General features: G+C 51.5%; 20 protein-coding genes and 2 pseudogenes. 18 read left to right on the top strand and 4 right to left on the bottom strand.

Annotated elements, in window-relative coordinates; genetic code table 11:
* On the bottom strand, positions 1-282 hold a 282-nt coding region (locus tag CHM34_RS19590; RefSeq protein ID WP_094265032.1), incomplete at its 3' end, for a hypothetical protein.
* A gap of 236 nt (positions 283-518) precedes the next feature.
* Between CHM34_RS19590 and CHM34_RS12990 the strand changes: the two genes are divergently transcribed.
* The 16 genes and pseudogenes from CHM34_RS12990 (at position 519) to CHM34_RS12920 (ending at position 15,993) form a co-directional block, all read left to right on the top strand.
* Positions 519-1,217, top strand: a complete 699-nt coding sequence (locus tag CHM34_RS12990) for a DUF3891 family protein (RefSeq protein ID WP_169713721.1) — start codon at positions 519-521, stop codon at positions 1,215-1,217.
* Positions 1,218-1,344: 127 nt separating this feature from the next.
* The gene (locus CHM34_RS12985) at positions 1,345-1,737 is read left to right on the top strand and encodes a VOC family protein (protein ID WP_094265030.1); all 393 of its coding nucleotides are present in this window, start codon (positions 1,345-1,347) and stop codon (positions 1,735-1,737) included.
* Between the two features lie 55 nt (positions 1,738-1,792).
* Positions 1,793-2,713 (top strand): TIGR01777 family oxidoreductase, encoded by a 921-nt coding sequence (locus CHM34_RS12980; protein ID WP_094265029.1) that lies wholly within the window; start codon positions 1,793-1,795, stop codon positions 2,711-2,713.
* 295 nt (positions 2,714-3,008) lie between these two features.
* Positions 3,009-3,617 (top strand): GNAT family N-acetyltransferase, encoded by a 609-nt coding sequence (locus CHM34_RS12975; RefSeq protein WP_094265028.1) that lies wholly within the window; start codon positions 3,009-3,011, stop codon positions 3,615-3,617.
* Positions 3,535-4,077 carry a GNAT family N-acetyltransferase gene (locus CHM34_RS12970; RefSeq protein WP_094265027.1) on the top strand — a complete coding sequence of 181 codons (543 nt, stop codon included), beginning with the start codon at positions 3,535-3,537 and terminating at the stop codon, positions 4,075-4,077. Before CHM34_RS12975 ends, CHM34_RS12970 begins: the two co-directional genes overlap by 83 nt.
* 127 nt (positions 4,078-4,204) lie before the next feature.
* Positions 4,205-5,089 carry a DUF3179 domain-containing (seleno)protein gene (locus CHM34_RS12965; RefSeq protein WP_094265026.1) on the top strand — a complete coding sequence of 295 codons (885 nt, stop codon included), beginning with the start codon at positions 4,205-4,207 and terminating at the stop codon, positions 5,087-5,089.
* Positions 5,090-5,155: 66 nt separating this feature from the next.
* Positions 5,156-5,398 carry a DUF3179 domain-containing (seleno)protein gene (locus tag CHM34_RS12960; protein WP_094265025.1) on the top strand — a complete coding sequence of 81 codons (243 nt, stop codon included), beginning with the start codon at positions 5,156-5,158 and terminating at the stop codon, positions 5,396-5,398.
* Positions 5,399-6,013: a DUF3179 domain-containing (seleno)protein gene (locus CHM34_RS12955; RefSeq protein ID WP_141201709.1), complete on the top strand. Its 615-nt coding sequence runs from the start codon at positions 5,399-5,401 to the stop codon at positions 6,011-6,013. It abuts the gene before it with no gap.
* A 109-nt stretch (positions 6,014-6,122) separates the two neighbouring features.
* Positions 6,123-6,473 carry a hypothetical protein gene (locus CHM34_RS12950; RefSeq protein ID WP_094265023.1) on the top strand — a complete coding sequence of 117 codons (351 nt, stop codon included), beginning with the start codon at positions 6,123-6,125 and terminating at the stop codon, positions 6,471-6,473.
* Positions 6,437-6,766 (top strand): annotated as a pseudogene (locus tag CHM34_RS20200) (UvrD-helicase domain-containing protein); the annotation flags it as partial. The gene CHM34_RS12950 and the pseudogene CHM34_RS20200, both read left to right, overlap by 37 nt.
* Before the next feature lie 512 nt (positions 6,767-7,278).
* Positions 7,279-7,695, top strand: a complete 417-nt coding sequence (locus CHM34_RS19855) for a hypothetical protein (RefSeq protein WP_240512011.1) — start codon at positions 7,279-7,281, stop codon at positions 7,693-7,695.
* Positions 7,696-7,754: 59 nt separating this feature from the next.
* Positions 7,755-9,044, top strand: coding sequence for a UvrD-helicase domain-containing protein (locus CHM34_RS12940; RefSeq protein ID WP_240512010.1), 1,290 nt, complete (start codon positions 7,755-7,757; stop codon positions 9,042-9,044).
* 437 nt (positions 9,045-9,481) lie between these two features.
* Positions 9,482-10,952 (top strand): annotated as a pseudogene (locus CHM34_RS12935) (type I restriction-modification system subunit M).
* A complete protein-coding gene (locus CHM34_RS12930; protein ID WP_169713719.1) occupies positions 10,945-12,201 on the top strand; it encodes a restriction endonuclease subunit S in 1,257 nt (418 codons plus the stop codon). The pseudogene CHM34_RS12935 and the gene CHM34_RS12930 overlap by 8 nt, the downstream one beginning before the upstream one ends.
* Complete coding sequence (locus tag CHM34_RS12925) at positions 12,198-15,116, top strand: type I restriction endonuclease subunit R (protein ID WP_439116331.1); 2,919 nt, start codon at positions 12,198-12,200, stop codon at positions 15,114-15,116. Before CHM34_RS12930 ends, CHM34_RS12925 begins: the two co-directional genes overlap by 4 nt.
* A gap of 34 nt (positions 15,117-15,150) precedes the next feature.
* Positions 15,151-15,993 (top strand): GIY-YIG nuclease family protein, encoded by an 843-nt coding sequence (locus CHM34_RS12920; protein ID WP_094265019.1) that lies wholly within the window; start codon positions 15,151-15,153, stop codon positions 15,991-15,993.
* A 101-nt stretch (positions 15,994-16,094) separates the two neighbouring features.
* Here CHM34_RS12920 and CHM34_RS12915 read toward each other — a convergent pair whose 3' ends face one another.
* From CHM34_RS12915 to CHM34_RS12900, 3 genes are all read right to left on the bottom strand, one after another.
* Positions 16,095-16,823: a M48 family metallopeptidase gene (locus CHM34_RS12915; protein WP_094265018.1), complete on the bottom strand. Its 729-nt coding sequence runs from the start codon at positions 16,821-16,823 to the stop codon at positions 16,095-16,097.
* A gap of 895 nt (positions 16,824-17,718) precedes the next feature.
* Positions 17,719-18,156, bottom strand: coding sequence for a hypothetical protein (locus CHM34_RS12905; protein ID WP_094265017.1), 438 nt, complete (start codon positions 18,154-18,156; stop codon positions 17,719-17,721).
* Position 18,157: 1 nt separating this feature from the next.
* Positions 18,158-19,744 carry a hypothetical protein gene (locus tag CHM34_RS12900; RefSeq protein ID WP_094265016.1) on the bottom strand — a complete coding sequence of 529 codons (1,587 nt, stop codon included), beginning with the start codon at positions 19,742-19,744 and terminating at the stop codon, positions 18,158-18,160.
* Between the two features lie 562 nt (positions 19,745-20,306).
* On the opposite strand from CHM34_RS12900, the gene CHM34_RS19995 reads away from it, so the two are divergent.
* Entirely contained in the window at positions 20,307-20,435 is a 129-nt protein-coding gene (locus CHM34_RS19995) for a hypothetical protein (RefSeq protein WP_276207704.1), read from the top strand.
* A gap of 23 nt (positions 20,436-20,458) precedes the next feature.
* Positions 20,459-21,670 carry a S8 family peptidase gene (locus tag CHM34_RS12890; protein ID WP_094265014.1) on the top strand — a complete coding sequence of 404 codons (1,212 nt, stop codon included), beginning with the start codon at positions 20,459-20,461 and terminating at the stop codon, positions 21,668-21,670.
* Positions 21,671-21,718 lie beyond the last annotated feature (48 nt).

Genomic DNA, 21,718 nt, shown 5'->3' with positions numbered 1-21,718 from the left:
GCGATAGTAGGGTGGATAGGGTGGATAGGGGGGATAGTATGGCGGGGAATAGTAGTAGGGAGCTTGCTGTGATGCACCAGCGTCCTCCATTCCTCCCGGAAATCCGGAGAAGGAAGTTTCGTAGAACGGGTCGTGGCCGAAGCCGTATGGATAGTCGTAAGGGTATCCCCATTCTCCGGAGGGGAAGGGAGTTTCCCATTCTTCTCGCTGTTTCGGATTTGCGGTATTGGATGTCCGAGATTGGTATGATTCCTCCCGGTTGAAGTTCTCCTTTTTTCCCATCGGATACCTCCTTTACAGAGAAAATCATATATCTTTTTTATTTTTATCATGATATGTGGAAGCTGTGTTTTTTTGTTTGTCCCCAGCAAACTCGGCTTGGACTGATTTTTCTCGAGGGGAGTTCGGTGGAAACGGAGCGGTGACTCTTGTATTCTATGGATGAATCCGTTTTCTTGGGATGGGAGGCGGGTGTACGGAAAGTGGGTAAACCGGGTTTCGTAAAGGGGGCATACGAAATGATCGTTCGGGAACGGGACTTCGGATATCTCTTAATCAAGCAACACGATCACGGTTGGGTCTCCGGGGAATTTGCCGCTCACTGGCGGGAAAAATTCCACCCCTGGTCCCGCACGGAGTTGGCGATCCGTTACCATGATGCAGGGTGGGACGTTCTGGACAAAAACATCCGGTGGAACCCGAACACCGGACGGCCGTTTTCCTTTGTCGACTATCCCTTGGAAGAAAAATTGCCCGCTTATCGACAGGGTATCGATCGGGTAGAGGCTAAGGACACTTTTGCCGCTTGTCTATGCAGTATGCATTATGCTTCTTTCTTCCGTGACGCCCGGGAAGAGGAATCAATCCGGTTTTTAAAGAGGGAAGAACGCCGCCGGAAGCGTTTGCGGTCCACCTTTTCCGAAAGGGATCGAGAGTGTTTGGCCGATGGCTTGCGGCTTCTCAAATTGTGCGATGACCTCTCCCTGTTCGTCTGCCTCAATGAACCGGGACGAAACGATCATCCCTGGTACCGCAATGGTTTCCGTTACGGGGAGCAGACGCTGTTTCCGGTTTGGCGGGAAAGAAACCGGCTGGGGATCCACCCCAATCCTTTTGACGGGGACTTTGAGGTGGAGATTCCTTATCTCCTGATCGATTCGGACGGTGAAGAAATGGAAAGGGATCGATACCGCATCCGCATCTCTGGAAGTGATTGAACAGGGCTAGGGAGTGCCCTGGAAGCATGGTGAAAAAGTCCCCTTTTCGGGAGGGTAGACGCCCACCCCGACCCACTAAGGACGTGTAAAATCACAAGGCTTCCGGGAGAAAAAGGGAGGAAGATGGATGAAAGTGACCGGATTTAATCATGTGACGATCCGTGTATCCTGTCTGAGCGAGTCTCTCCGCTTTTACCGGGATGTACTGGGGATGGAACTGGTTCACCGGGGACGAACGGATGCTTATCTGGAGTGGGGAACGGCGTGGGTCTGTCTAGTGGAGAAAAAAGAGTCCACTCCGGCTCAAGAAATGTCATTGGGGGTGGACCACGTCGCTTTTTCCATCGGCCGGGAGGATTTCGATGAAGCGGTCCGGCGACTTCAGGCTTTTAAAGTGCAGGTGATAAGGGGACCGGAGGAGCGAGGGGGCGGCCGGGTGTTGAATTTTCTCGATCCGGACCATACTCAGCTGGAGCTGTATACCGGATCGTTGCAGGAACGGATGAAGGTGTGGGTGTAAACCCTGCAAAGGGTGCTCCAAGTGAGATATGTTCCACTGGAAGGGGGAAGGATTAATGCGGATAGCCGTTACAGGGGGGAGCGGGTTGATTGGAACGGCGATCCGATCCGAACTGGAAAAACAGGGACATCAGGTGACGAACTTGACCCGGAAAGGCTCCGATCGGGGAGAAGAGGAAAAGGTCCTTCTATGGGAGCCGGAGCGGGGAGAGATTGATGCCGGCGGCCTGGAAGGGATGGATGCCGTGATCCATCTGGCCGGGGAAAACATTTCCGCTCGGCGTTGGACGTCGAAGCAGAAAGAAAGAATCCGGGAATCCCGGATCCGGGGCACGACTCTTCTTTGCGAGACCCTGGCCCGCTTGAGACAAAAGCCGAAGGTGCTTCTTTCCGCCTCTGCCTTCGGGTATTACGGAAACCGGGACTCTTCGGAAACTCTGGATGAATCCGCCGCTCCGGGGGAGGGGTTTCTGGCCCGAGTAACGGAGGAGTGGGAGCGTTCCACCCGAGCGGCGGAAGAAGCGGGCATTCGTACAGTCCATATGCGCTTCGGGATGGTTCTCAGTCGGGAGGGGGGAGCTCTTGCCAAAATGCTTCCCATGTTCAAGCTGGGCGGGGGAGGCCGGATTGGTGACGGAAATCAGATGATGAGCTGGATTTCTCTAGAGGAGATTCCCAGGATCGTCTCTTTTCTGTTGCAGCGGGAGGAGCTGTCCGGTCCGGTTAATATCGTGACCCCTCATCCGGTCAGCAATGCCGTATTTACCCGTACCTTGGGACAAGTACTGCGCCGACCGGCGGTGATTCCTCTGCCGGCTTTTGCCGCCCGTCTCTTTCTCGGTGAGATGGCGGAAGAGCTCCTATTAAGCGGGAGCCGTACCCTTCCCTGCCGGTTGATGGAGGCGGGATACACATTTTCATATCCCGAACTGCCATCCGCTTTAAGGGGAATTTTGGGTGAAACGGAGGAGAAGTAAAATTTTTAAGGGGGTATAGGGTGGATGCCCGAGACTTAAACAAGCGTCCGAACCGACGGGGACGCTTGTTTTTACGAATGATTCGATGGATAAGGAGATCCGGGTATGCCGGGGACCGGTCCTGCCGAGATCACCGCAGACGGAAAAAAAGAGAAAAACAGACTGAAAAAGTGGCTGTCAACTGGTAAAATATTATGTTAATCAGTGTTCTAATGAAAAACAAGAAATCTTTCCTCGGTTCACAGGCAGGGGCGACGGAAATGGACATGATTTTCCGACCAGGGAGGGAAACTTGATGATTCGACTGAAACCTTTAACCCCCCGGGATTTTCCCGTCTTGATCCGGTGGACCGAAACTCCTGAATGTTTGATGCAATGGGCGGGTCCCGGCTTCTCTTATCCCCTGACGGAGGCTCAATTGGCGGAACATCTGAAGGGGGCGGAGGGGGAAAACCCTCTGCGCCGCTGTTATAAAGCCATCGATTCTGATACCGGGGCGATGGTGGGCCATATCGAGTTGGACCGGATCGACCGGAGGCAGCGTTCCGCTGTCATTGCCCGGGTGTTGGTCGATCCTGAAAGGCGGGGAGAAGGGATCGGCACCGCCATGCTCCGGGCGGCGGTCCGGACCGGGTTTGCGGAATGGGGGATGCACCGGTTGGAGCTCCGTGTGTTTGATTTTAACCATTCCGCCATCACCTGTTACGAAAAAATCGGGTTCCGGGTGGAAGGAACGCTGCGTCATGCCCGCAGGGTGAAGGACGAGTACTGGAACCTCTGCATCATGGGATTGCTGGAGCACGAATGGAGGGAAGCAGGAGATGGTCTTTCAGAAAGGTCAGCTGTTGGTGCGGGAGGTTCGTACGGCGGATGCCGACCACCTGGTTCGATGGCTGTCCGATGAGCGCGTGCTGTTTTTTTACGAAGGAAGAGACCAACCCCATGATCTGGAACTAGTACAAGAGCGTTATCTGGCAGAACAGGACGATGGAATCACTCGATGCATTGTCGAATGGGAAGGAGAACCCATCGGATTGATCCGATTTTATCCTTTGGCAGAGGATGGGTTCCATATCCGCGGTTATCCGTCGGATCTTTCCGTATGGGAGACGGATCATTTTATCGGTGAGCCCGGGTACTGGAACCGGGGCATCGGTACCGAACTGATCCGGGGGATCGTGGAATACCTGACGGAATCCAAAGGAGCGGAAATAGTCGCTGCGGTTCCGCAGGTTCGAAACACCCGTGCCATCCGCTGTTATGAAAAATGCGGCTTTCGCCGGGTGAAGATGCTTCCTCGCCATCAAAAGCATGAGGGGGTGATGCAAAACTGTTGGTTGATGGAATACCGCCATTTGGATTAAGAAAATACATAATGGGGGAAATAGATTCCTGAAGTCGAAATGTGTAAAAATAAAAGAGGACTCGATCATCGGTAAACATGGAGCGTACATGTTTGATTCCACTTACAGGAGAGGGGAGTGATCCCTGTTGATTCAACCGGAAACGTTTAATGTCAAACGTGTGATTAAGGACAACCATTTTCAACGCTTTGACATCTCGGGATCCGAGCCGTTACAGACGGTGCTCCGCCGCAAGCGGATGAAGCCCAAAGACGAAGTTCTGGTGGTAGAACGGGGGGGCGAGAGGCTGGCTTTTTCTCTGTACCAGATGACTTATCACCACGTGGCCCAGGGGGAACTGGCTGGACAACCCTTTATTCTGGCCTTTTGCGCGATTTGTCACGGTGCGACCAGCATGGTTCCCGTTTTGGAGGACGGAGCCGTCCATCATTTTTCATGTATCGGGATTTATAATGGAATGGCCTTGTTGGCGGATGATGAGACCGGCTCCTACTGGGACCATATCTCCGGAGAGTGTCTTCACGGTCCGTTAAAAGGGGAGGTCATGCAGCTTTTTCCGGTGGAACACATGACGGTGGAACAGGCCTTGAAACAATGGCCGGATTTGCATGTCGCCCTGTCCCAGCAACCTCTCTACCGTCGCCTCTTTTTGGAACCGTTGATGAATTTCTTCGGCCGATTCGGCTTGTTTCCCCCTTACTTTTATCTCAGCATGGGGAAGAAAGATACCCGTCTTCCGGATATGACCAGCGGACTCGGGATTTATACGAAAAAGACCCAGCGGTTTTATCCGATCAATGTCCTGCAGGACGCAGGAGGAGAGATTCAGGATACGGTGGATGGACAGTCTGTCACGATTTCCATCGATATCGAGGGGTACCCGAAAGCGGTGTTTGACCAATCCGGAAATCCTCCGATGCAATTATATTGTCGTTGGTACGGTTTTGCCTACACCTTTCCAGGCTGTGAACTTTACGAAGGGCACGAAGGAAAGGAACGGAAAGCCAATTGATCCCTCCAATGGATCTACCGAAATAGGTTGAAGACCCGATGGATGCAAGAAAGGGTTGATCACTTTATGGTAACTGATTTCGACGCCTCACGGGCGCTGTTGCACCGGGAAAAACTATTTGAGCCCTTTACCGTTGAATCCACTCTTCCGCTGAGAGAGGCCCTTTCCCAAAATCTTATTGCGGAAAAGGATGAACTGTTGGTGGTGGAACGGGGCGGACAGCGATTGGCTTTCTCCGAGTTCCAGATGATCTATCATCATATCGCTCAGGGGGAATTGGCCAGAGAGCCGTATCTGGTTGTATACTGAGTGATCTGTCACAGCGGAACCAGTATGGTTCCGGTCGTGGACGCCCGTATGTACCATTTCGCAGCCCGAGGTTTGTACAACGGCCTGGTGTTGCTGGGGGACGATGAAACCGGTTCTTACTGGGATCACATCACTGGCGAATGCGTGTACGGTTCTTCCCGGGGAAAGAGGATGGAGGTTCGTCCTGTCCTGCATACGAATGTCAAGGAGGCGCTAAAGAAGTGGCCGGATCTGTCCATCGCCCTTTCCTCCTTCGATAATGAATGGCATCGGCAGGCAGAAGAGATGGCCGAAAGCAAGCGGACGGCTCAGTTGCCTCCAGAATTCCCGGGTACCATGGGCGAAGAGGATGACCGGCTTCCCCGTATGACCAGCGGTGTGGGTGTCGTCGGAAATGGGGCGTGTCGTTTTTACCCTGTCGAAACCCTCCGTCAATCCGGGGGAGTGATTCGGGACGAGCTGGAAGGAAAGATGATAACGATCCGTTTGACGGAGGAAGGGTTTCCAATGGTGGAATCGGAGCAGGTGGAAACACCTCTGCACCTGTTTACTCGTTGGTACGGCTTTTCCTACACCTATCCGCAGTGTGAGGTGTACAGGAAGATAGAGGATTAAAGAGGACGGATCGGATGATTACCGGCACAGCGGTGTTCAAAGGAGAGGAGTGTATCCGGAGGTGGATACACTCCTCTTACAATGAGACGGAAAAGAAAGGGGAAGCGGTGTGCACCCTCGAAAACCGAAGCATTCCTTATTGCTCTTTGCACCGGATGTGGATGTGAAGCTTTCCGAAGAAATTATTCATTGGATTTATCAAGGAGTAAAGGTCTATCTGTTTACGATGGATTCCCTAGAGACACAGGAGGAGAATGATCACTGGAAACAATTCCGGGATCAAGGTATTTTTCGTTGGCGGGAAGTTCCCTTTCATATCGACTTTGCAGATCGCTTCAAGCAGTTTGTGGACGGTAATGTGACACCCCCTGTACTATATCATATCTCTGTGAACAGACTGATTTTAACAGGGAGCAATACGAGGTGGAACACAGCGATCCCGACACCCATCTGTTGGTGACGGCAGGGGCAGGGACGGGCAAAACGACGGTCCTGATCGATTGTCTCCTCTATCTTTGTCACTGTGATCCCGATTTTACTTTTGATTCCACGGTGATGATCACTTTTACTAACATGGCGGCTTTGGAGATGCGCAAGCGCTTAGCAAAGCGGCTAATGACCTATTACGAAGTGACCCGGAATCCCCGTTATTTGACCTGGTTGGATGAGTCGCAGGATCTTTTTCTCTCTACCATCCATGCTTTTGCCAAAACTCTCTTGGAGAAAGCGGGAACGGCAGCTGGGATACCGGGGGAAATCCGATTGCACAGCTACCGCAAACAAAAAATGGTTGCAAAGGATCTTAAGCTAAAAACGGCCTCCCTGACTTGGCTGAAACACTCCATCCTTCTTCAGAAGGAAGAAGGCCATCTGACTCCGGCGGGGGCCTCCTATCTCCTCCATGCATTGTTGGTTCACCATTGTTCGGATCGAGCCTGGAAGCGGTTGATTCCCTTTCAGTTGTTCTACACCCTGGCCTATGGGCGGGGAGATATTACGGTCAGCTGGATCGAGGGATGGAATGAACATGACGGACCGTCTTCCGGCTGGAATTGTTCGCCCTGCTGTACGGAGATAAAGGAAAGGGACAGGACTGGAAGGTCGCGGAGTGGATTCCCGCCTGGGAGGAACCGGAGGATAGAGGTAGGAGGGAGACCGACCTCCGGTACGAGTCCTTTTGCGAGCAGATTCCGGTGTGTATTGGACCGATCTGGATGTATGTCCCCGCATTTTTCTGACCGCTTTTCTGGAGCATTTGCCGGTCTATGCCCGGGATTTTCACCAGCAGATCGTTTGCCACCCTCGGATCGCTGTTTACCCAGCAGGCGGACGGGGAGGAGGGGGTTTGGCAGTACTTCGTTCCGCTGTTTCCCCAATGGACTTCCACCCTCAAAGACAACCTGGTCCGTACCCACAGGGTCGGAGATTTGCGGGAGTACCGGTCTTATCAGAATCTGGTTTATCCTCAGGCGATGGAAACCCTTCAACGCCTCCGCAGCTTCACGCAGCGTCGCAAATTCCGGGATGCTCACCGGAAAGAGCGTTTGCGGGAGAAGGAGTGGTTGAAGGAATGGATTCTTCGTCTTTCGGAGGAGACCGTGGAGGCGAAACCCGGTTCCTACTGCATGATGTGCCCGTACCAAATGCATTGTACGGAAGGAGTGTTTCCCGTTGACGACTAGCGGCGTTCTTCCTGAAAATGCACGTTCCTTTTTCCTTCGTTCGGCCAAGGCTTGGCAAAATGACTTCCGACGCGGCAGGTCTACTGCCGAATATGGACCTTTCCACAGAACAGAGAGCGGTGATCCAACAGGAAGAAGATCAACTCTTGATCAACGGTTCCGCAGGTAGCGGTAAAAGCGTCACTCTGATTTACAAACTGCTTAAGGTGATGGAGCGGGAACGAAAGCGGTGCCGGATCTTGTACGTGACCTTTAATCAAACGTTCTTGGACGATACCTGTAAACGGATGGGAGAGTCGGACAAGTTTCTGGAACTCAAAGAGCATCACGATCTCCATCTATACCCCTTTCACCAGACAGCGGTGGCTTTGTTGAAGGAGATGGGGCTGAGGGGGATTCGTCCCTTTCATATGTCTCTTCAGGCGATTCAGAGGCACCAGGACAAAATCAAGTCCCGAATTCGGGTCGTGTGGGAAGAGTTTGTCGCCAGTGAGACATACCGGAGACTCCCTGAAAACGAGAAACTGTACAAGACTCATACCATTGCCTTTTTGTACGATGAATTCATGTGGATCAAGGCCAACGGGTACGGGGAGCGTGAGTGGTACCTGGAAGTGGAGCGGACGGGGCGCAGCCAGACGCCCCGTCTCACCAAAGCCCAGCGGAAAACGGTGTTCACTCTGTTTGAACGTTATAGTGAAATGATGCAGTCGCGCTATCAACAAGATGGCTACGACATGGAAGACTACGCCCCCCCTCTTCTATTGGGTTATATGGACCAGATTCCGGATTCCCTCTGCTATGACTACGTCTTTGTTGATGAAGCCCAAGACCTGCAACCGATGCAAATTGCGGTCCTGGCCCGCCTGCGGAAGAAGAGTATTGTCCTGACCGGGGACCCGAAACAGCGGATCTATCGCTCCACTCCCCATTCCTATACTTCCCTGGGACTGAATGTACAGGGTCGTAGGAACCGGACATTGCGGCGAAACTATCGTTCCACCAAGCAGATCATGGCCTTGGCCAACGCGATTCAGTTCGATGACACGGAAAACGACCGCGAAGACAACCAGCACTACATCAACGAAGGGCCGAAGCCGGAAATCCGTTACTTCCCCAAGGGAAAAGCCCTGGTAACCTGGCTTGTCGGCGAGATCCAGCGGATCCACCGAGAGGATCCGAATTCCACCGTCGCCGTCCCTTGCCCCTCAAATATCCGGTCGAGCGCTACTTTTCACTGGCGACTACCAGTGAATACTATAAAAAGTTTGATTATTCTGTCTCTCGCAAGCCCGTCTTCTTTACCGACCGTGGCCAGTATCAAGGGGTTGGAGTTCGATTACGATTGACTGGAAGCATTATCCCCTTCGCTCCCGGTTCAAAGACCTGGACGAACGCTCCAACAATCGCGATTCTGAAGCCTACCTCAAGGACGAGGAAAAGATCCGCAACGATGAAAAGAAGTGACTCTACGTCGCGATCACTCGCGCCAAAAAAGAGGTCCGCCTCCTCTACACCGCACCCAAACCCACTTTCATCTCTCCATTTATCCGGGAATTTGGGGTGGAGGATTATGAAGCAGTAGGGTTTGATAAGGGGAAGTATGCGAAGTAAACGGACCCTTGAAATCTCGAAACAAGGATGATTTACGAATAAAAAGAGTCCAGCCGTTTACTTTTTCAATATGAAAATCTATGATAAATATACAATCTGTCTGCTGTGAAGAGAGCGGATTCCTTTTTGTTTGGATCATCCTTTCTTACATATACACCGGGAGGAACGCACCATGACTAAACTGACCCAGGCGCAACTGGAGTCCCACTTGTGGGAGTCTGCCAATATCCTGCGGGGGAGCATTGATTCATCCGATTATAAGAACTATATCTTCGGTATGCTCTTTTTGAAACGGCTGAACGATGTATTCGTGGAAACGGCGAAGCAGATTGAAATCGAGGAAGGGGAGGACTACGGCTGGTACGACCGGGATGAACATCGTTTTTTCGTTCCGGATCGCGCTCGTTGGTCCCACATTCAATCCCAAAGCCAAGATCTCGGGGATTCAATCAATACAGCCTTTGAAGCTCTGGAAGAGGAGAACTCTTCTCTACAGGGAGTCCTTGCGTCAATCGATTTCAACGACAAGGAAAAACTTCCGGATCAATTGATTCTGCAATTGGTCAAGCACTTCTCAGATATCGATCTATCCAACGGCAACTTGTCCGAGCCTGATATGCTGGGCCGGGCTTACGAATACCTGATCAAACAGTTCGCTGACGACTCCGGGAAAAAGGGGGGCGAATTCTACACCCCTAGCAAGGTGGTCGAACTGATCGTCAAGCTGATTAAGCCGGAGGAGGGGATGCGCGTCTGCGACCCCACCGCCGGTTCCGGGGGCATGCTGATCCAATCCGTCGACTATATCAAAGCCCGGGGGGGCGACCCCCGAAACATAACCCTTCACGGCCAGGAGAAAAACCTGAACACCTGGGCCATCTGCAAAATGAACCTCCTCCTTCACGAACTGATCGACCACGACATCAAAAAGGGGGACACCATCCGGGATCCGAAGCTGTTACAGGACGGGGAGCTGATCCTCTACGACCGGGTCATCGCCAATCCCCCCTTCAGTCTGAAGAACTGGGGCCGGGAAGAGGCGGAGGCGGACGCCCACGGCCGGTTCCGTTTCGGTCTGCCGCCCAAGGACAAGGGAGACCTCGCCTTCGTTCAGCATATGGTATCCACCCTCAACCACGAAGGCAAAGCCGGTGTCGTCATGCCCCACGGGATTTTGTTCCGGGGCGGTGCAGAGGGGAAGATCCGCCGCGGATTGCTGGAAGAGGACCTGATCGAAGCCGTCATCGGGCTTCCCGCCAACCTTTTCTACGGTACCACCATACCCGCCAGCATCCTGATCCTGAACCAGAACAAACCCGCCGAACGCAAAGGCAAAGTCTTCTTCCTCCACGGAGCCGACGACTACCAAGAAGGTAAAAATCAGAACTTCCTGCGGGATCAGGATATCGAAAAGATTGTAAGCTCCTATGACAAGTGGGAGGACGTGGCGTGTGGTGGGTCTAGCCGAAATCGAGGAAAACGACTGGAACCTGAACATCCCCCGTTATGTGGACACAACGGAGGAAGAGGAACCCATTGACGTGGAAGCCGCCCTGGCCCAACTGCGCCAGCTGGAAAAAGAACGGATGGAAGCGGAAACGGTGATGAACGGGTATTTGAAGGAGTTGGGGTATGGTGAGTGAGTGGAAGGAAATTAAATTAAAAGACATTTGTCATATTATCGGGGGAGGGACACCATCTAAACGCAATCCCGAATATTGGGATGGTTATATTCCATGGGTTACACCTACTGACGTTACAAAGAATAAATTACGGGAATTAGAGTTTACTAGCAGCTATATAACACAAGTAGGTTTGGCTGAAAGCTCTGCTAAGTTAATTCCGCCAGGTTCAATCTTAATGACAACACGAGCTACCATTGGAGAATGTGTGATAAATAAGGTTACGATGGCAACAAATCAAGGTTTTACTAACTTCATTTGTAAAGAGAAGGTTTTTAACAAATACCTTTATTACACATTAATTGCTCATAAACCCCAATTTGATAAATTAGGTTCGGGTAGTACTTTCAAAGAGGTGAGCAAACAAATAATTAAGTCATATCCAGTTTTGCTTCCCCCTCTCCCTGAACAACGCAAAATCGCCGCCATTCTCTCCTCCGTTGACGAGGCGATCGAGAAGACGGAGGCGATTATCACCCAGACGGAAACGGTGAAAAAAGGGCTAATGCAAAAACTCCTCACTCGCGGTATCGGTCACACCCGCTTCAAGAAAACGGAGATCGGAGAGATTCCGGAGGAGTGGGAGATCAAAAACATCCAGCAGGTTAGTTCTTTTGTATCAAGAGGGAAAGGCCCCAAGTATGTTGAACACTCCAGTTTTAAAGTGATTAATCAAAAGTGTATTCAGTGGAATTCCATAGAATTAAACGAAGCTAAATATGTAGATGAACAAACAAAAGCTACTTGGAAAGAGGAGCTCTTTGTCAAAAAAAATGATGTCTTATTAAATTCTACTGGTACAGGAACCATAGGCCGAACAAACATTATGAACTCAACTTCAGGGGACTTGGTGGTGGACTCTCATGTAACCATTGTTAGAACAAGAGAAGAAATATTAAATCCCCACTTTCTGAAGTATTATTTGGAGACTCAGAGGACGCAACAGCGGCTTGAGGTTCTTTGTTACACTGGGTCAACCAATCAAATAGAGCTTTCAAAAACACAACTTTTGCAGTTTCCCATTCCGATTCCTTCCCTGTATGAACAAAGTAGAATAGCAGAAGTTCTTAGTTCAGTGGAAGCAAAAATCCAAGAGGAAGAACAGCATCTCACCCAACTTCAAACCCTCAAAAAAGGCCTAATGCAGGTCCTTCTTACCGGAAAAGTCCGGGTGAAGGTGGACGAACCGGAGGAGGTGGCAGTGCCGTGATGCAGACGCGGGATTGGACGGAGAAGACTGAGGTGGAGAATCGGTTGATTACCCAGCTGAAGGGGTTGGGATACCGGCATGTGAAGGGATCTGATTTGAACCGAGGGACACAGCGGGAAGTGGTCCTGGAAGACGGTCTGAGCGCCGCATTGCAAAGGCTCAACCCCTGGATCGATGACAATAGTTTGCGGAAGGTGTTGCGTCAAGTTACCCATATCGAGGCGGCCAGCCTGATGGAGGCTAACCTCCAGTTTCACGAAATGCTGGTAAGCTACCTTTCCGTCCAGCAGGATATCGGACGGGGGAAGAAGAGCCAGACAGTGAAACTGATCGATTTTGATCGGCCGGAGACAAACGAGTTCCTCGTCGTCGACCAGTTTCGGGTGGTGGATGAAGGGGGGACGGTGAAGCCGGACCTGACGATCTTCGTTAACGGGCTGCCCCTGGTGGTGATCGAGTGCAAGGCCTCCACCACCTCCACCCCTGTCAGGGAGGCGGTAAAGCAGCTGCGCCGCTACCAAAGGGAATCGGAGCGCCTCTTTCATTACAACCAAATCCTGATCGCCACCTGCGATCAGGCGGCTCGGGCGGGGACGGTGGGAGCACAGGGTCGGCATTACTCGGAGTGGAAGGACCCCTGGCCCCTTACCTTACCGGAGTTGGGGGTCGAACCCACTCCCCAGGAGGTTCTTACCGCCGGCATGCTGCGGAAGGAAAACCTCCTCGACCTGGTGCGCAACTTCATCGTGTTTGAGGCGGAAAGCGGCCGGAGGGTGAAGAAGCTGGCCCGCTACCAGCAGTTCCGGGCGGTGAACAAGGCATTGGAGCGGATCCGTACGGCTCGGGATCCCCGGGAGCGGGGCGGGGTGGTGTGGCACACCCAGGGTTCCGGCAAGTCTCTGACGATGGTTTATCTCTCTGTCAAGCTGCGGCGGGAGCCATCTTTGCACAATCCTTCCATCGTCGTTGTCACCGACCGGACCGACCTGGACGACCAGATCAGCCGAACCTTTCTCCGTTGTGGATTTCCCAACCCGGTTCAGGCGGATAGTGTCGCCGATCTGCGCCAGCGACTCACCGGTGCAACGGCGGGAGTGACGGTGATGACGACGGTCCAAAAGTTTCAGGAGCGGGAGAAGGAGGCTCTGACCGAAGCGGAGAACCTGTTCGTCCTGGTGGATGAATCTCACCGAACCCAGTACAAGGAGCTGGCTCTCAATATGCGAACAGCGCTTCCCAACGCCTGCTACCTGGGCTTCACCGGAACCCCGATCGATAAAGAAGACAAGAGCACCGTCCGCACCTTCGGCCCCTACCTTGACACCTATACGATCCAACAGGCGGTGGATGACGGGGCGACGGTGCCGATCTTCTACCAGGGGAGGATGCCCCAACTTCAGGTGATGGGAAATAACCTCGATAAACTATTCGACCGTTATTTCCGGGACTATCCCGAAGAAGAGCGGGAGCGGATCAGAAAGCAGTATGCCAAAGAAGAGGTGATCACGGCAGCGCCTCAGCGAGTGCGGGAAGTGGCGATGGATATCCTGGAACATTACGAGGAGCATATCCGCCCCAACGGGTTCAAAGCCCAGATCGTTGCCATCAGCCGGGAGGCCGCTGTCCGGTATAAACAGACATTGGATGAATTGAACGGACCCGAGTCCGCGGTCATCTTTTCCGCAGGTCATAACGATGATGAATTTTTGAAACCCTACCACCTTTCTAAAGAGGAAGAGAGGCGGGTGATCGAGCGGTTTAAAAAGCCGTTGGAGGAGGATTCCCTAGCCTTTCTGATCGTCTGTGACAAGCTCCTCACCGGCTTTGACGCTCCCATCGAGCAGGTGATGTATTTGGACAAACCGATCCGGGAGCATAATCTTCTACAAGCGATCGCTCGGGTGAATCGGCGGTATGAGTACAAGCACTATGGACTTATCATCGATTACTTTGGAGTGTCGGGTTTCCTTCACGAAGCTTTAAGCATCTTCCGGGAGGAGGATGTCAAGGGAGCGATGCACTCTGTCGACAGCGAGCTGCCGCGCCTGCAGACCCGCCATCGAGCGGCGATGCGTTTTTTTGATGGTGTCGATGCTTCGAATTTGAACGCCTGTGTCAAGGTACTGGAATCAGAGGACATACGCTTGGAGTTCGACCTCGCCTTCCAGCGGTTTTCTCGCAGTATGGACATGGTGATGCCGGATCCCAAGGCCCGCCCTTATGTGGAGGACCTGAAGTTTCTGGGTAAGGTACGCCAGGCGGCTAAGACCCGCTATCGCGATCCGGGTCTGGATCTCTCCGACTGTGGGGAGAAGGTGAAACGACTGATCACCGATCACCTTCAGACACTCAACATCGAGGTGCTCCATGATCCCGTCGATATACTGTCCAGCAAGTTCGAGGAACGGCTGGAGCGGGCCGGTTCCGACGAGGCAAAGGCTTCGGAGATGGAACATGCCATCCGCCATGAGATCCGGGTGAAGATGGACGAAAATCCTGTATACTACACCTCCCTCAAGGAAAAGCTGGAGAATCTTATCGCCGCCCGCCGGGAGCTGCGCATGGATGACAAAGAGCTGGTTCTCGAAATGCAGCGCGTGATCGACGGTATGCGAGGCCAAGCCCGGGAAGCGGAGCGAAAAGGATTCACCCGGCAACAGTATCCCTTCTATCAGTTGCTGGTAAAGGTCTTGGGGGAAGAGGGATGGGGGGAAGAGCGGATTCGGGAGATGACCGGCGATCTGACAGCAATCATCCAGGAACATGTCGTCCCCGAGTGGACCGAAAAAGTGGACGCCCAGCGGGAGATGCGCCGCGAGATCAAACATTATCTCCGGGATGCGGATTACCGGGACCACCTGGACGAACTGGCTCTAAAACTGATGGACTTGGCCCGAATTCACTATCGCCAATGATCAGGACGAAGATTACATAGCAAAGGTGGATCCAATGAACAGGCGACCGAAGACGATTCAGATTTTTCTTCCTGAGGGATCTCCTAGTAGTATCAAGATCGCCTCCATTACCAGCCGCATGATTCAAGCGATCTTTATTCCCCGTTCCCAGTTGCAGAAGGCGGGGAAACGGGAGGAAGTGAAGCAAGTCGGCATCTACTTCCTGTTCGGGAAATCGGAGGACCGTTCCAAACCCCAGGTTTATGTGGGAGAGGCGGAGAACTGTTACGACCGGTTGCTCCAGCACCACAAGAAGAAGGATTTCTGGAACGCGGCTGTCGCTGTAACCACTAAGGCGAAGCAGTTTACCAAAACAGACGTTAAGTTTCTGGAGTCTCATGCCTACCGGCAGTTGGAGGAGAAAAAGCGCTATGAAGTCATCAATCACACCGTACCGACCCAGCCTTATGTATCCGAGCCGGACATGGCGGATTTGTACGACCATTTCGACACAATTAAAGTGCTTCTCTCCACTCTCGGGTATCCTGTTTTTGAAGACTTGAAGAAACCGAAAGAACGAGAGATCTTCTATTGCGAGCGAGCGGGGTTTGTCGGGAAAGGGCAATACACCAGTGAAGGTTTTGTAGTCTTAAGTGGAACCCAGATGCCGAAGGACACGGTAAAGAGTGTGGAGGGAACCAGGATTCCCAAAGTCCGCCAACGATTGGTGGAAGGTGCTATCGTAAGGGATAAGGGGGATCACTACTTATTTACGGAGAACCATCTTTTCTCCTCGCCTAGTGCGGCGGCTTCCGTTGTCCTGGGCCGCTCAGCCAACGGCTGGATGGAGTGGAAGGACAAACAAGAACGTACCTTGCATGAATTAAAGCGGCAATAGATCGACCAGGCCATGATCTGACTCACGGCGGTGTATAAACCAAACACCGCCTTCTTTCTTTTTGGACGGACCATATCGATTTGTTTTTCTAGCATCTGAATCTAAAGGTTCAATTCAGGTCCATGCACCCTTAACCAGTCTTTTCGCTTTTCGTAGTCGGGTAAAATGGACCGAAGGGTTTCCCAAAACACCTTGGAGTGATTGGGATGCTTCAGGTGCGTTAACTCATGAACCAACACGTAGTCCACGATGTGAATCGGAGCCAGGATCAATTTCCAATTGATCAGAATGGTTCCGTTTTTAGTACAGCTCCCCCAGCGGGCCTGTTGCTCTTTAATGGTTAGACGGGAAGGAGTAACACCTAATTTAGTGGTGTAGAGGCGGAGGCGCTGCTTGATCTTTTTTTCTGCATGGGACCGATACCATTGCACAAAGAGTGCTCGTAAATGGGATCGCTGTTTTGCATAGGAGAAAGAACCCGGAACTTCAGCTGTAAACCGTCCTTGTCGGAAAACGAGGGACGGTTTTGTAATGTCATTTTTTCGGTGTACTTTTAGCCGATACTTCCGTCCGAGATAGGGAAACTTCTCACCGCTAACGAATTCCTTTTCACGGTGAGGGGTTTGAATTTCGTCAAGCTCGCATTGTTTATGTAAAATCCAAGCGGCTTTTTTTTGCAGGATCGCATCGATCTGTGACGGGGAAGTACCCTGTGGAGCGACCACCTGGACCCCTTTTTGCCACTCAACGATGATGGAGACATCCTTTTTACCGGGTTTGTGTTGGAGTGTATATCGGATCGTCGAAGTTCCGTATTGAAGGGTAGGCATGGGACGGCTCCTTTCACGCATGTTCTCCGTCCATTATAGCATTTGAGGAAGAGAGGTTCGCAGGAACTTTCGTTAAGTTGATCGTGCCCGGATTTAAGGCTCCTAAGGCTAGGGCGTGTCTGATAATTAACGATACTGGGTGCGGAAGCCGATTTCCGATTCCGTGCCGGGTTGCCCTCCCGCAGATGCAAAACGGTCCGCGACCTTTTCTACGGAACCGAACCAGCGGCCAAAGGAAAGGCATAGTGGCCGCTATACGGGAAAACTCCGCTAGGTTGTCGGGCAAAGGCCGCTACGCTGGAAATCGGCGTCCTAGTGCTCCATCTGGTAACCAAGTTGGGAGGGTGGTAGGCCGTATTTTGCAAGAGATCGGAGACGGCCTACCAGCCCGACCACCCCCAGCAAGGGATCAAACAGATCAAAGTTGCCTGAAGGGGTACTAGCTAATCCTATTTGTATATCTTTTGTAAAGGAATTTTCCGCTTCTACGATCCACGCACGCATGTAGTAACGGAGATGAGCGGACAGATGGGAGAAATGTTCTCATCTTGAAATACAATCTGCGGGATCCCATAAAAAAACATACTTAGGATTATCCAAAGGAAGTTCCCACACGCCGTCAAGATTTCTTCGGAAGGTCTCACCTACGTATCTTGCAAATTTGTCTAGTTTTGCCCTGTCCGATTTAATCTCAGGAATGGTTTTGTAGTTGGATATAATCCATTCTTCTATCATCTTTTCGATTTGTTTTATCCCTTCCATTCTGTCTCCTTGCTGGATTTCCGTGATCTATGGAATCTTCAACTTCATCCGGAATGCATCTTTCTTTGTTTGATTTGTTACGAAGCTTTCCTAATTTTCATCCAAATCAAGGTTAATCAACAGGCCTGGTATTTTATGTTTCACTCGAACGCTTTTCCTTGTTTTTTAGAATCTTCAACATGTAATCTCCTTTTTTCCTGTCTACAGCAGCCAGTACCACAGATAAAGGACAATCGGGGCTTACTTTTTCAAATTTTATTTGAGGGAGACCATAAAAAACGTATTCAGGGTGATCGAGCTCAATTTCCCATTTTCCACCTAGACGTTTCCTAAATGTCTCCCCAACATATCGGGAAAGAAAATCTAACATTTGTTTGTTTTTCTGTAAGCTTTCCACAGTTGAATAATGACGAAGTATCCATTCTTCCAAGCGCAATAGGGAATCAGCAGAGAAGTCCAAACGTAAATTTTGAGGTAACTTGTCCATAAAGTCTTCCAGAACATCATCCATCTCCATTAACCAGAACTGGAAATTGTCAAATTCCTTTTCCTTGTTTAGCTTTTCCATCATTCTATTTACCGCCTTTCTCAATGAACGTGTATTCAATACCTGCTTCTTCCAACGCATTAATAAGTGGTTTACTGGCGGTAGCGTCTTCGAAAACCCATGTTATTTCCCAGCCTTCTTCAACAAGTACTTGATCTCTTTCAATTTCCCATTTTAACTCATTAGTGTAGGAAAAATAACCAGATCGGGGAGAATCTGATGTTCGTGTTTTATGCTCTATTCCTCTTCTGGTTCTTACATCAGCAATATCAAGTACTCTTGTATGGCCGTTTACATCTATAGGGACTTCACGTTTACCCCAGCCTATTCTTTTATGATAAGTATCCATTGCTTCCTTTGATTTATTTGCCCGATGTACATTGTTGTCATAGTTCTTACTCCAATGTTCGTAGCTTTGCTTCCCACCTCTTTCTTTATATTCCTCCCACCTTTGTGCTTTATGTTCAGGTGTTCCTGGTTTAAATTTGGGCTTTGCTGTACTACCACCGCTCTTCCCAGAGGCCTTCCTATACCCATCCCCCGCCTCATCCGCACCCCTGATCCACGGCATCGCAAGGGTGCCATCACCGCCGACTTCAATGTTCCAACCCAATTGCTTCATCGCATGAGCCAGGGGTGGAACAGCCTTGTCAAGGAATAATCCTCCGCCGAAGGTTAGAGCCCCAATCACTCCGCCGCCGATCAAGGCTTTCTTCCAATTGAACGTTCCTTCCTTCATCCAATCGAAGGAAAACAGATCGGCGAAGGCTCCGCTTCCACCACCTAAGCTTCGCGGCAACCATTTGCTTAAAAACGGGCCGGCATATCTTCCGACCAAAGAGCCGAAACCTTTGTAGACGGCACCGCCGACACCCAAACTGATCATACCCGCCAGTCCGCCATAGAACATCGATGAGCCGACATCGTGGCCGGAAAGCCCTGAAAGGACTCCATTCACGCTGCTGCCGCCAAGGATGCTGAATCCCAAGGGTCTCGCTCCAGGAACAGGTACAAATAAGAGTCCAACTCCAAGCACATTTAACAGGGTCGCTCCCGGGTTGTCTACGATCCATTGATTGAGATCAAATCCGGTCAACTTTCTCAATTTCCCGGAAATCGACCCGAGAGGGGAGCCATCCAAAAACCACTTGATTTGGTCCTTCAAACTTCCTTCCTTGAAATCGTCCCATTCCGCTTGGAGTCCGTCGGACAGTTCATCTTTCACCCTTTGAAACCTGTCAGATAGAGTATCGTATCCGGCTTTGGCTCCCTCCATCGCCTTGTCCCAAGTATCAGACAGGTCGTCCCCAAGCTTCTCAAAAAAACCTTTCTCCTTTTTGGGATCACTCTGTGAATCCGGGTCCTTCGATGACGTTTCGGATTCGGAGTCTGCCCCGGTGGGTGAACCACAGCCTTTGAAGTCGTCGTTTCCAACTTTTTGGTTGATACAGTCGATATGAGCCTGGATGCCCGCGACAAAAAGCTTTTCCATCGCCGTGGTATACAACATCGCCGCCAGCAAAGCCCCTACAGCCATCATGATGACATACTCAACCGTAGGAGATCCGGAACGATCGCATAAAACCTTTTTCAACCGGGTGAATAGATTCAATGACTGCTCTATCTCCCTTTCGAAATAATTGGTAACCCGATTGTACCTAATTTGTAGGAAGATAGGGAATAATATAAAAGCATTATATTCCAATGAAACACCCAAGTGGGTACCTCACTCATCATCGGCGGTCTTTCAACCCTGAATATGATCCAAAAGGGTATCATTTGGACATCTTCACCGTTCTGAACTGATCCATTATCATAATGATGGATCTTCATCACGACCCGCAGTATTTTGTAGACAAGTACTTTTCCCGCGTATGTAATTATTACGGTTTGCGCTTCCTCCATCGAGCACCGGATCATGCGACTGATTTCCTGCAACTGATCATTGTACAGATCCGTCGGAGGACCGAACCGTTTAGCGGCCACTTTGCTTTTCCTCATGAATGCTGGTTCGGTCTGTAGAAAAGGTCGCGGACCGTTTCACATCTGCGGGAGGGCAACCCGGCGTGGAGTTGGAAATCGGCTCCCGCACCCAGTTATCCTTACTTATCAGACAGGCCCTAGTTGCCTTAAATGCTGGTGTAGACCTGGAGCGTTTTAGGAGTTAAGGTGTGATGGATGGCCGGATCATCGATGAAACGATGAATTCACTCTTTGGCTCGATCGAAAATGGTGGGAGATCGACTCAAACAGATGCCCTCCCCTTAGTTTGGCAGGAATTTTTTGATGATTGGTTTAAATAGGTTACAACCTTTTTACCAGGAGGTTGTATACGGATGAGAAATGGATGGGTCTCGATCCTGTGTGCTTTTCTATTCGGGTTTTCCGGATTCGGTTTTTTTCAACAGCGGATGTCGATGCCGCCGACGGTACCGAATCCGCCTATGCCGCTGGGGAAGTCGTGGTACAGTTTCAACCGGGAGTGAAAATGTCCCAAAAAGCGATGTTGCACCAAGAGCAAAACGCCCGGGTTCTCTCTCGGAACCCGCAACTCGGGTTTGAGGTGGTTCGAGTCACGGATCGATCCGTTTCCGAGGCGGTTCGTCAATATCGTCAACATCCCATGGTGGAAAATGTCGAACCCAACGATCGGTTCCACGCGGAGGGGACTCCGAATGACTCTCTCTTTTCCGATCAGTGGAATCTGGAACGGGTGAAGGCTCCCTCCGCCTGGAATGTGACCCGGGGACAGGGAACCCGGATCGCCATTGTGGATACCGGTGTGGAATTGAATCATCCGGATTTGGCGGGGAAAATCGCACCGGGATACGATTTTGTGGAGGATGACACGACTCCGGAGGACGGGAACGGACACGGAACTCATATGGCGGGCATCGCCGCCGCTGTCACCGATAATGGGATCGGGATCGCTTCCATGGCTCCCGACGCCGAGCTCATCCCCGTCCGGGTGTTGGATGACAACGGGAGCGGTACGCTGTCCGATGTGGCCAGCGGCATCACCTACGCCGCTGATCAAGGGGCTGATGTGATCAATCTGAGCCTCGGTTCCTCTCAATCCTCCTCCATACTGGAAGATGCCGTGAACTACGCCTGGAACCGGGAATCTGTGATTGTAGCCGCCGCCGGTGGGAGCGGATCGACCACTCCGCAGTACCCCGCTTCCTACACCAACGCGATTGCCGTTGCCGCCACGGACCGTAATGACCGTGTTCCCAACTTTTCCACCCGGGGGGATTGGGTGGATGCCGGCGCACCCGGAGTCGATATTCCATCCACCTACATCGGCGGAGGGTATCAGTCCCTCAGCGGCTCCTCCACCTCGGCGGCTCATGTGTCCGGGCTGGCCGCATTGCTGGCTTCCCAAGGGCGAAACCCTTCCAACATTCTCACCGCTGTCGAAGAGACGGGGGACCCCATCCCCGATCAAACCTTCAAGCGGATCAACGCGTACCGGGCGGTGATGCATGAGGGGGGACAGCTCGGAAGAAAGATGCTGAACGTCCACTCAAATCGGTAACAACGCGTCCACTGCTACGACATTCCATGCCGCCATAAAAAAACCCCG

Source organism: Paludifilum halophilum (genome assembly GCF_002245355.1).
GTDB classification, from domain to species: domain Bacteria; phylum Bacillota; class Bacilli; order Thermoactinomycetales; family DSM-45169; genus Paludifilum; species Paludifilum halophilum.
Note: the sequence above shows the minus strand (reverse complement) of the source record. Positions and strands in the feature narration are given on the sequence as shown.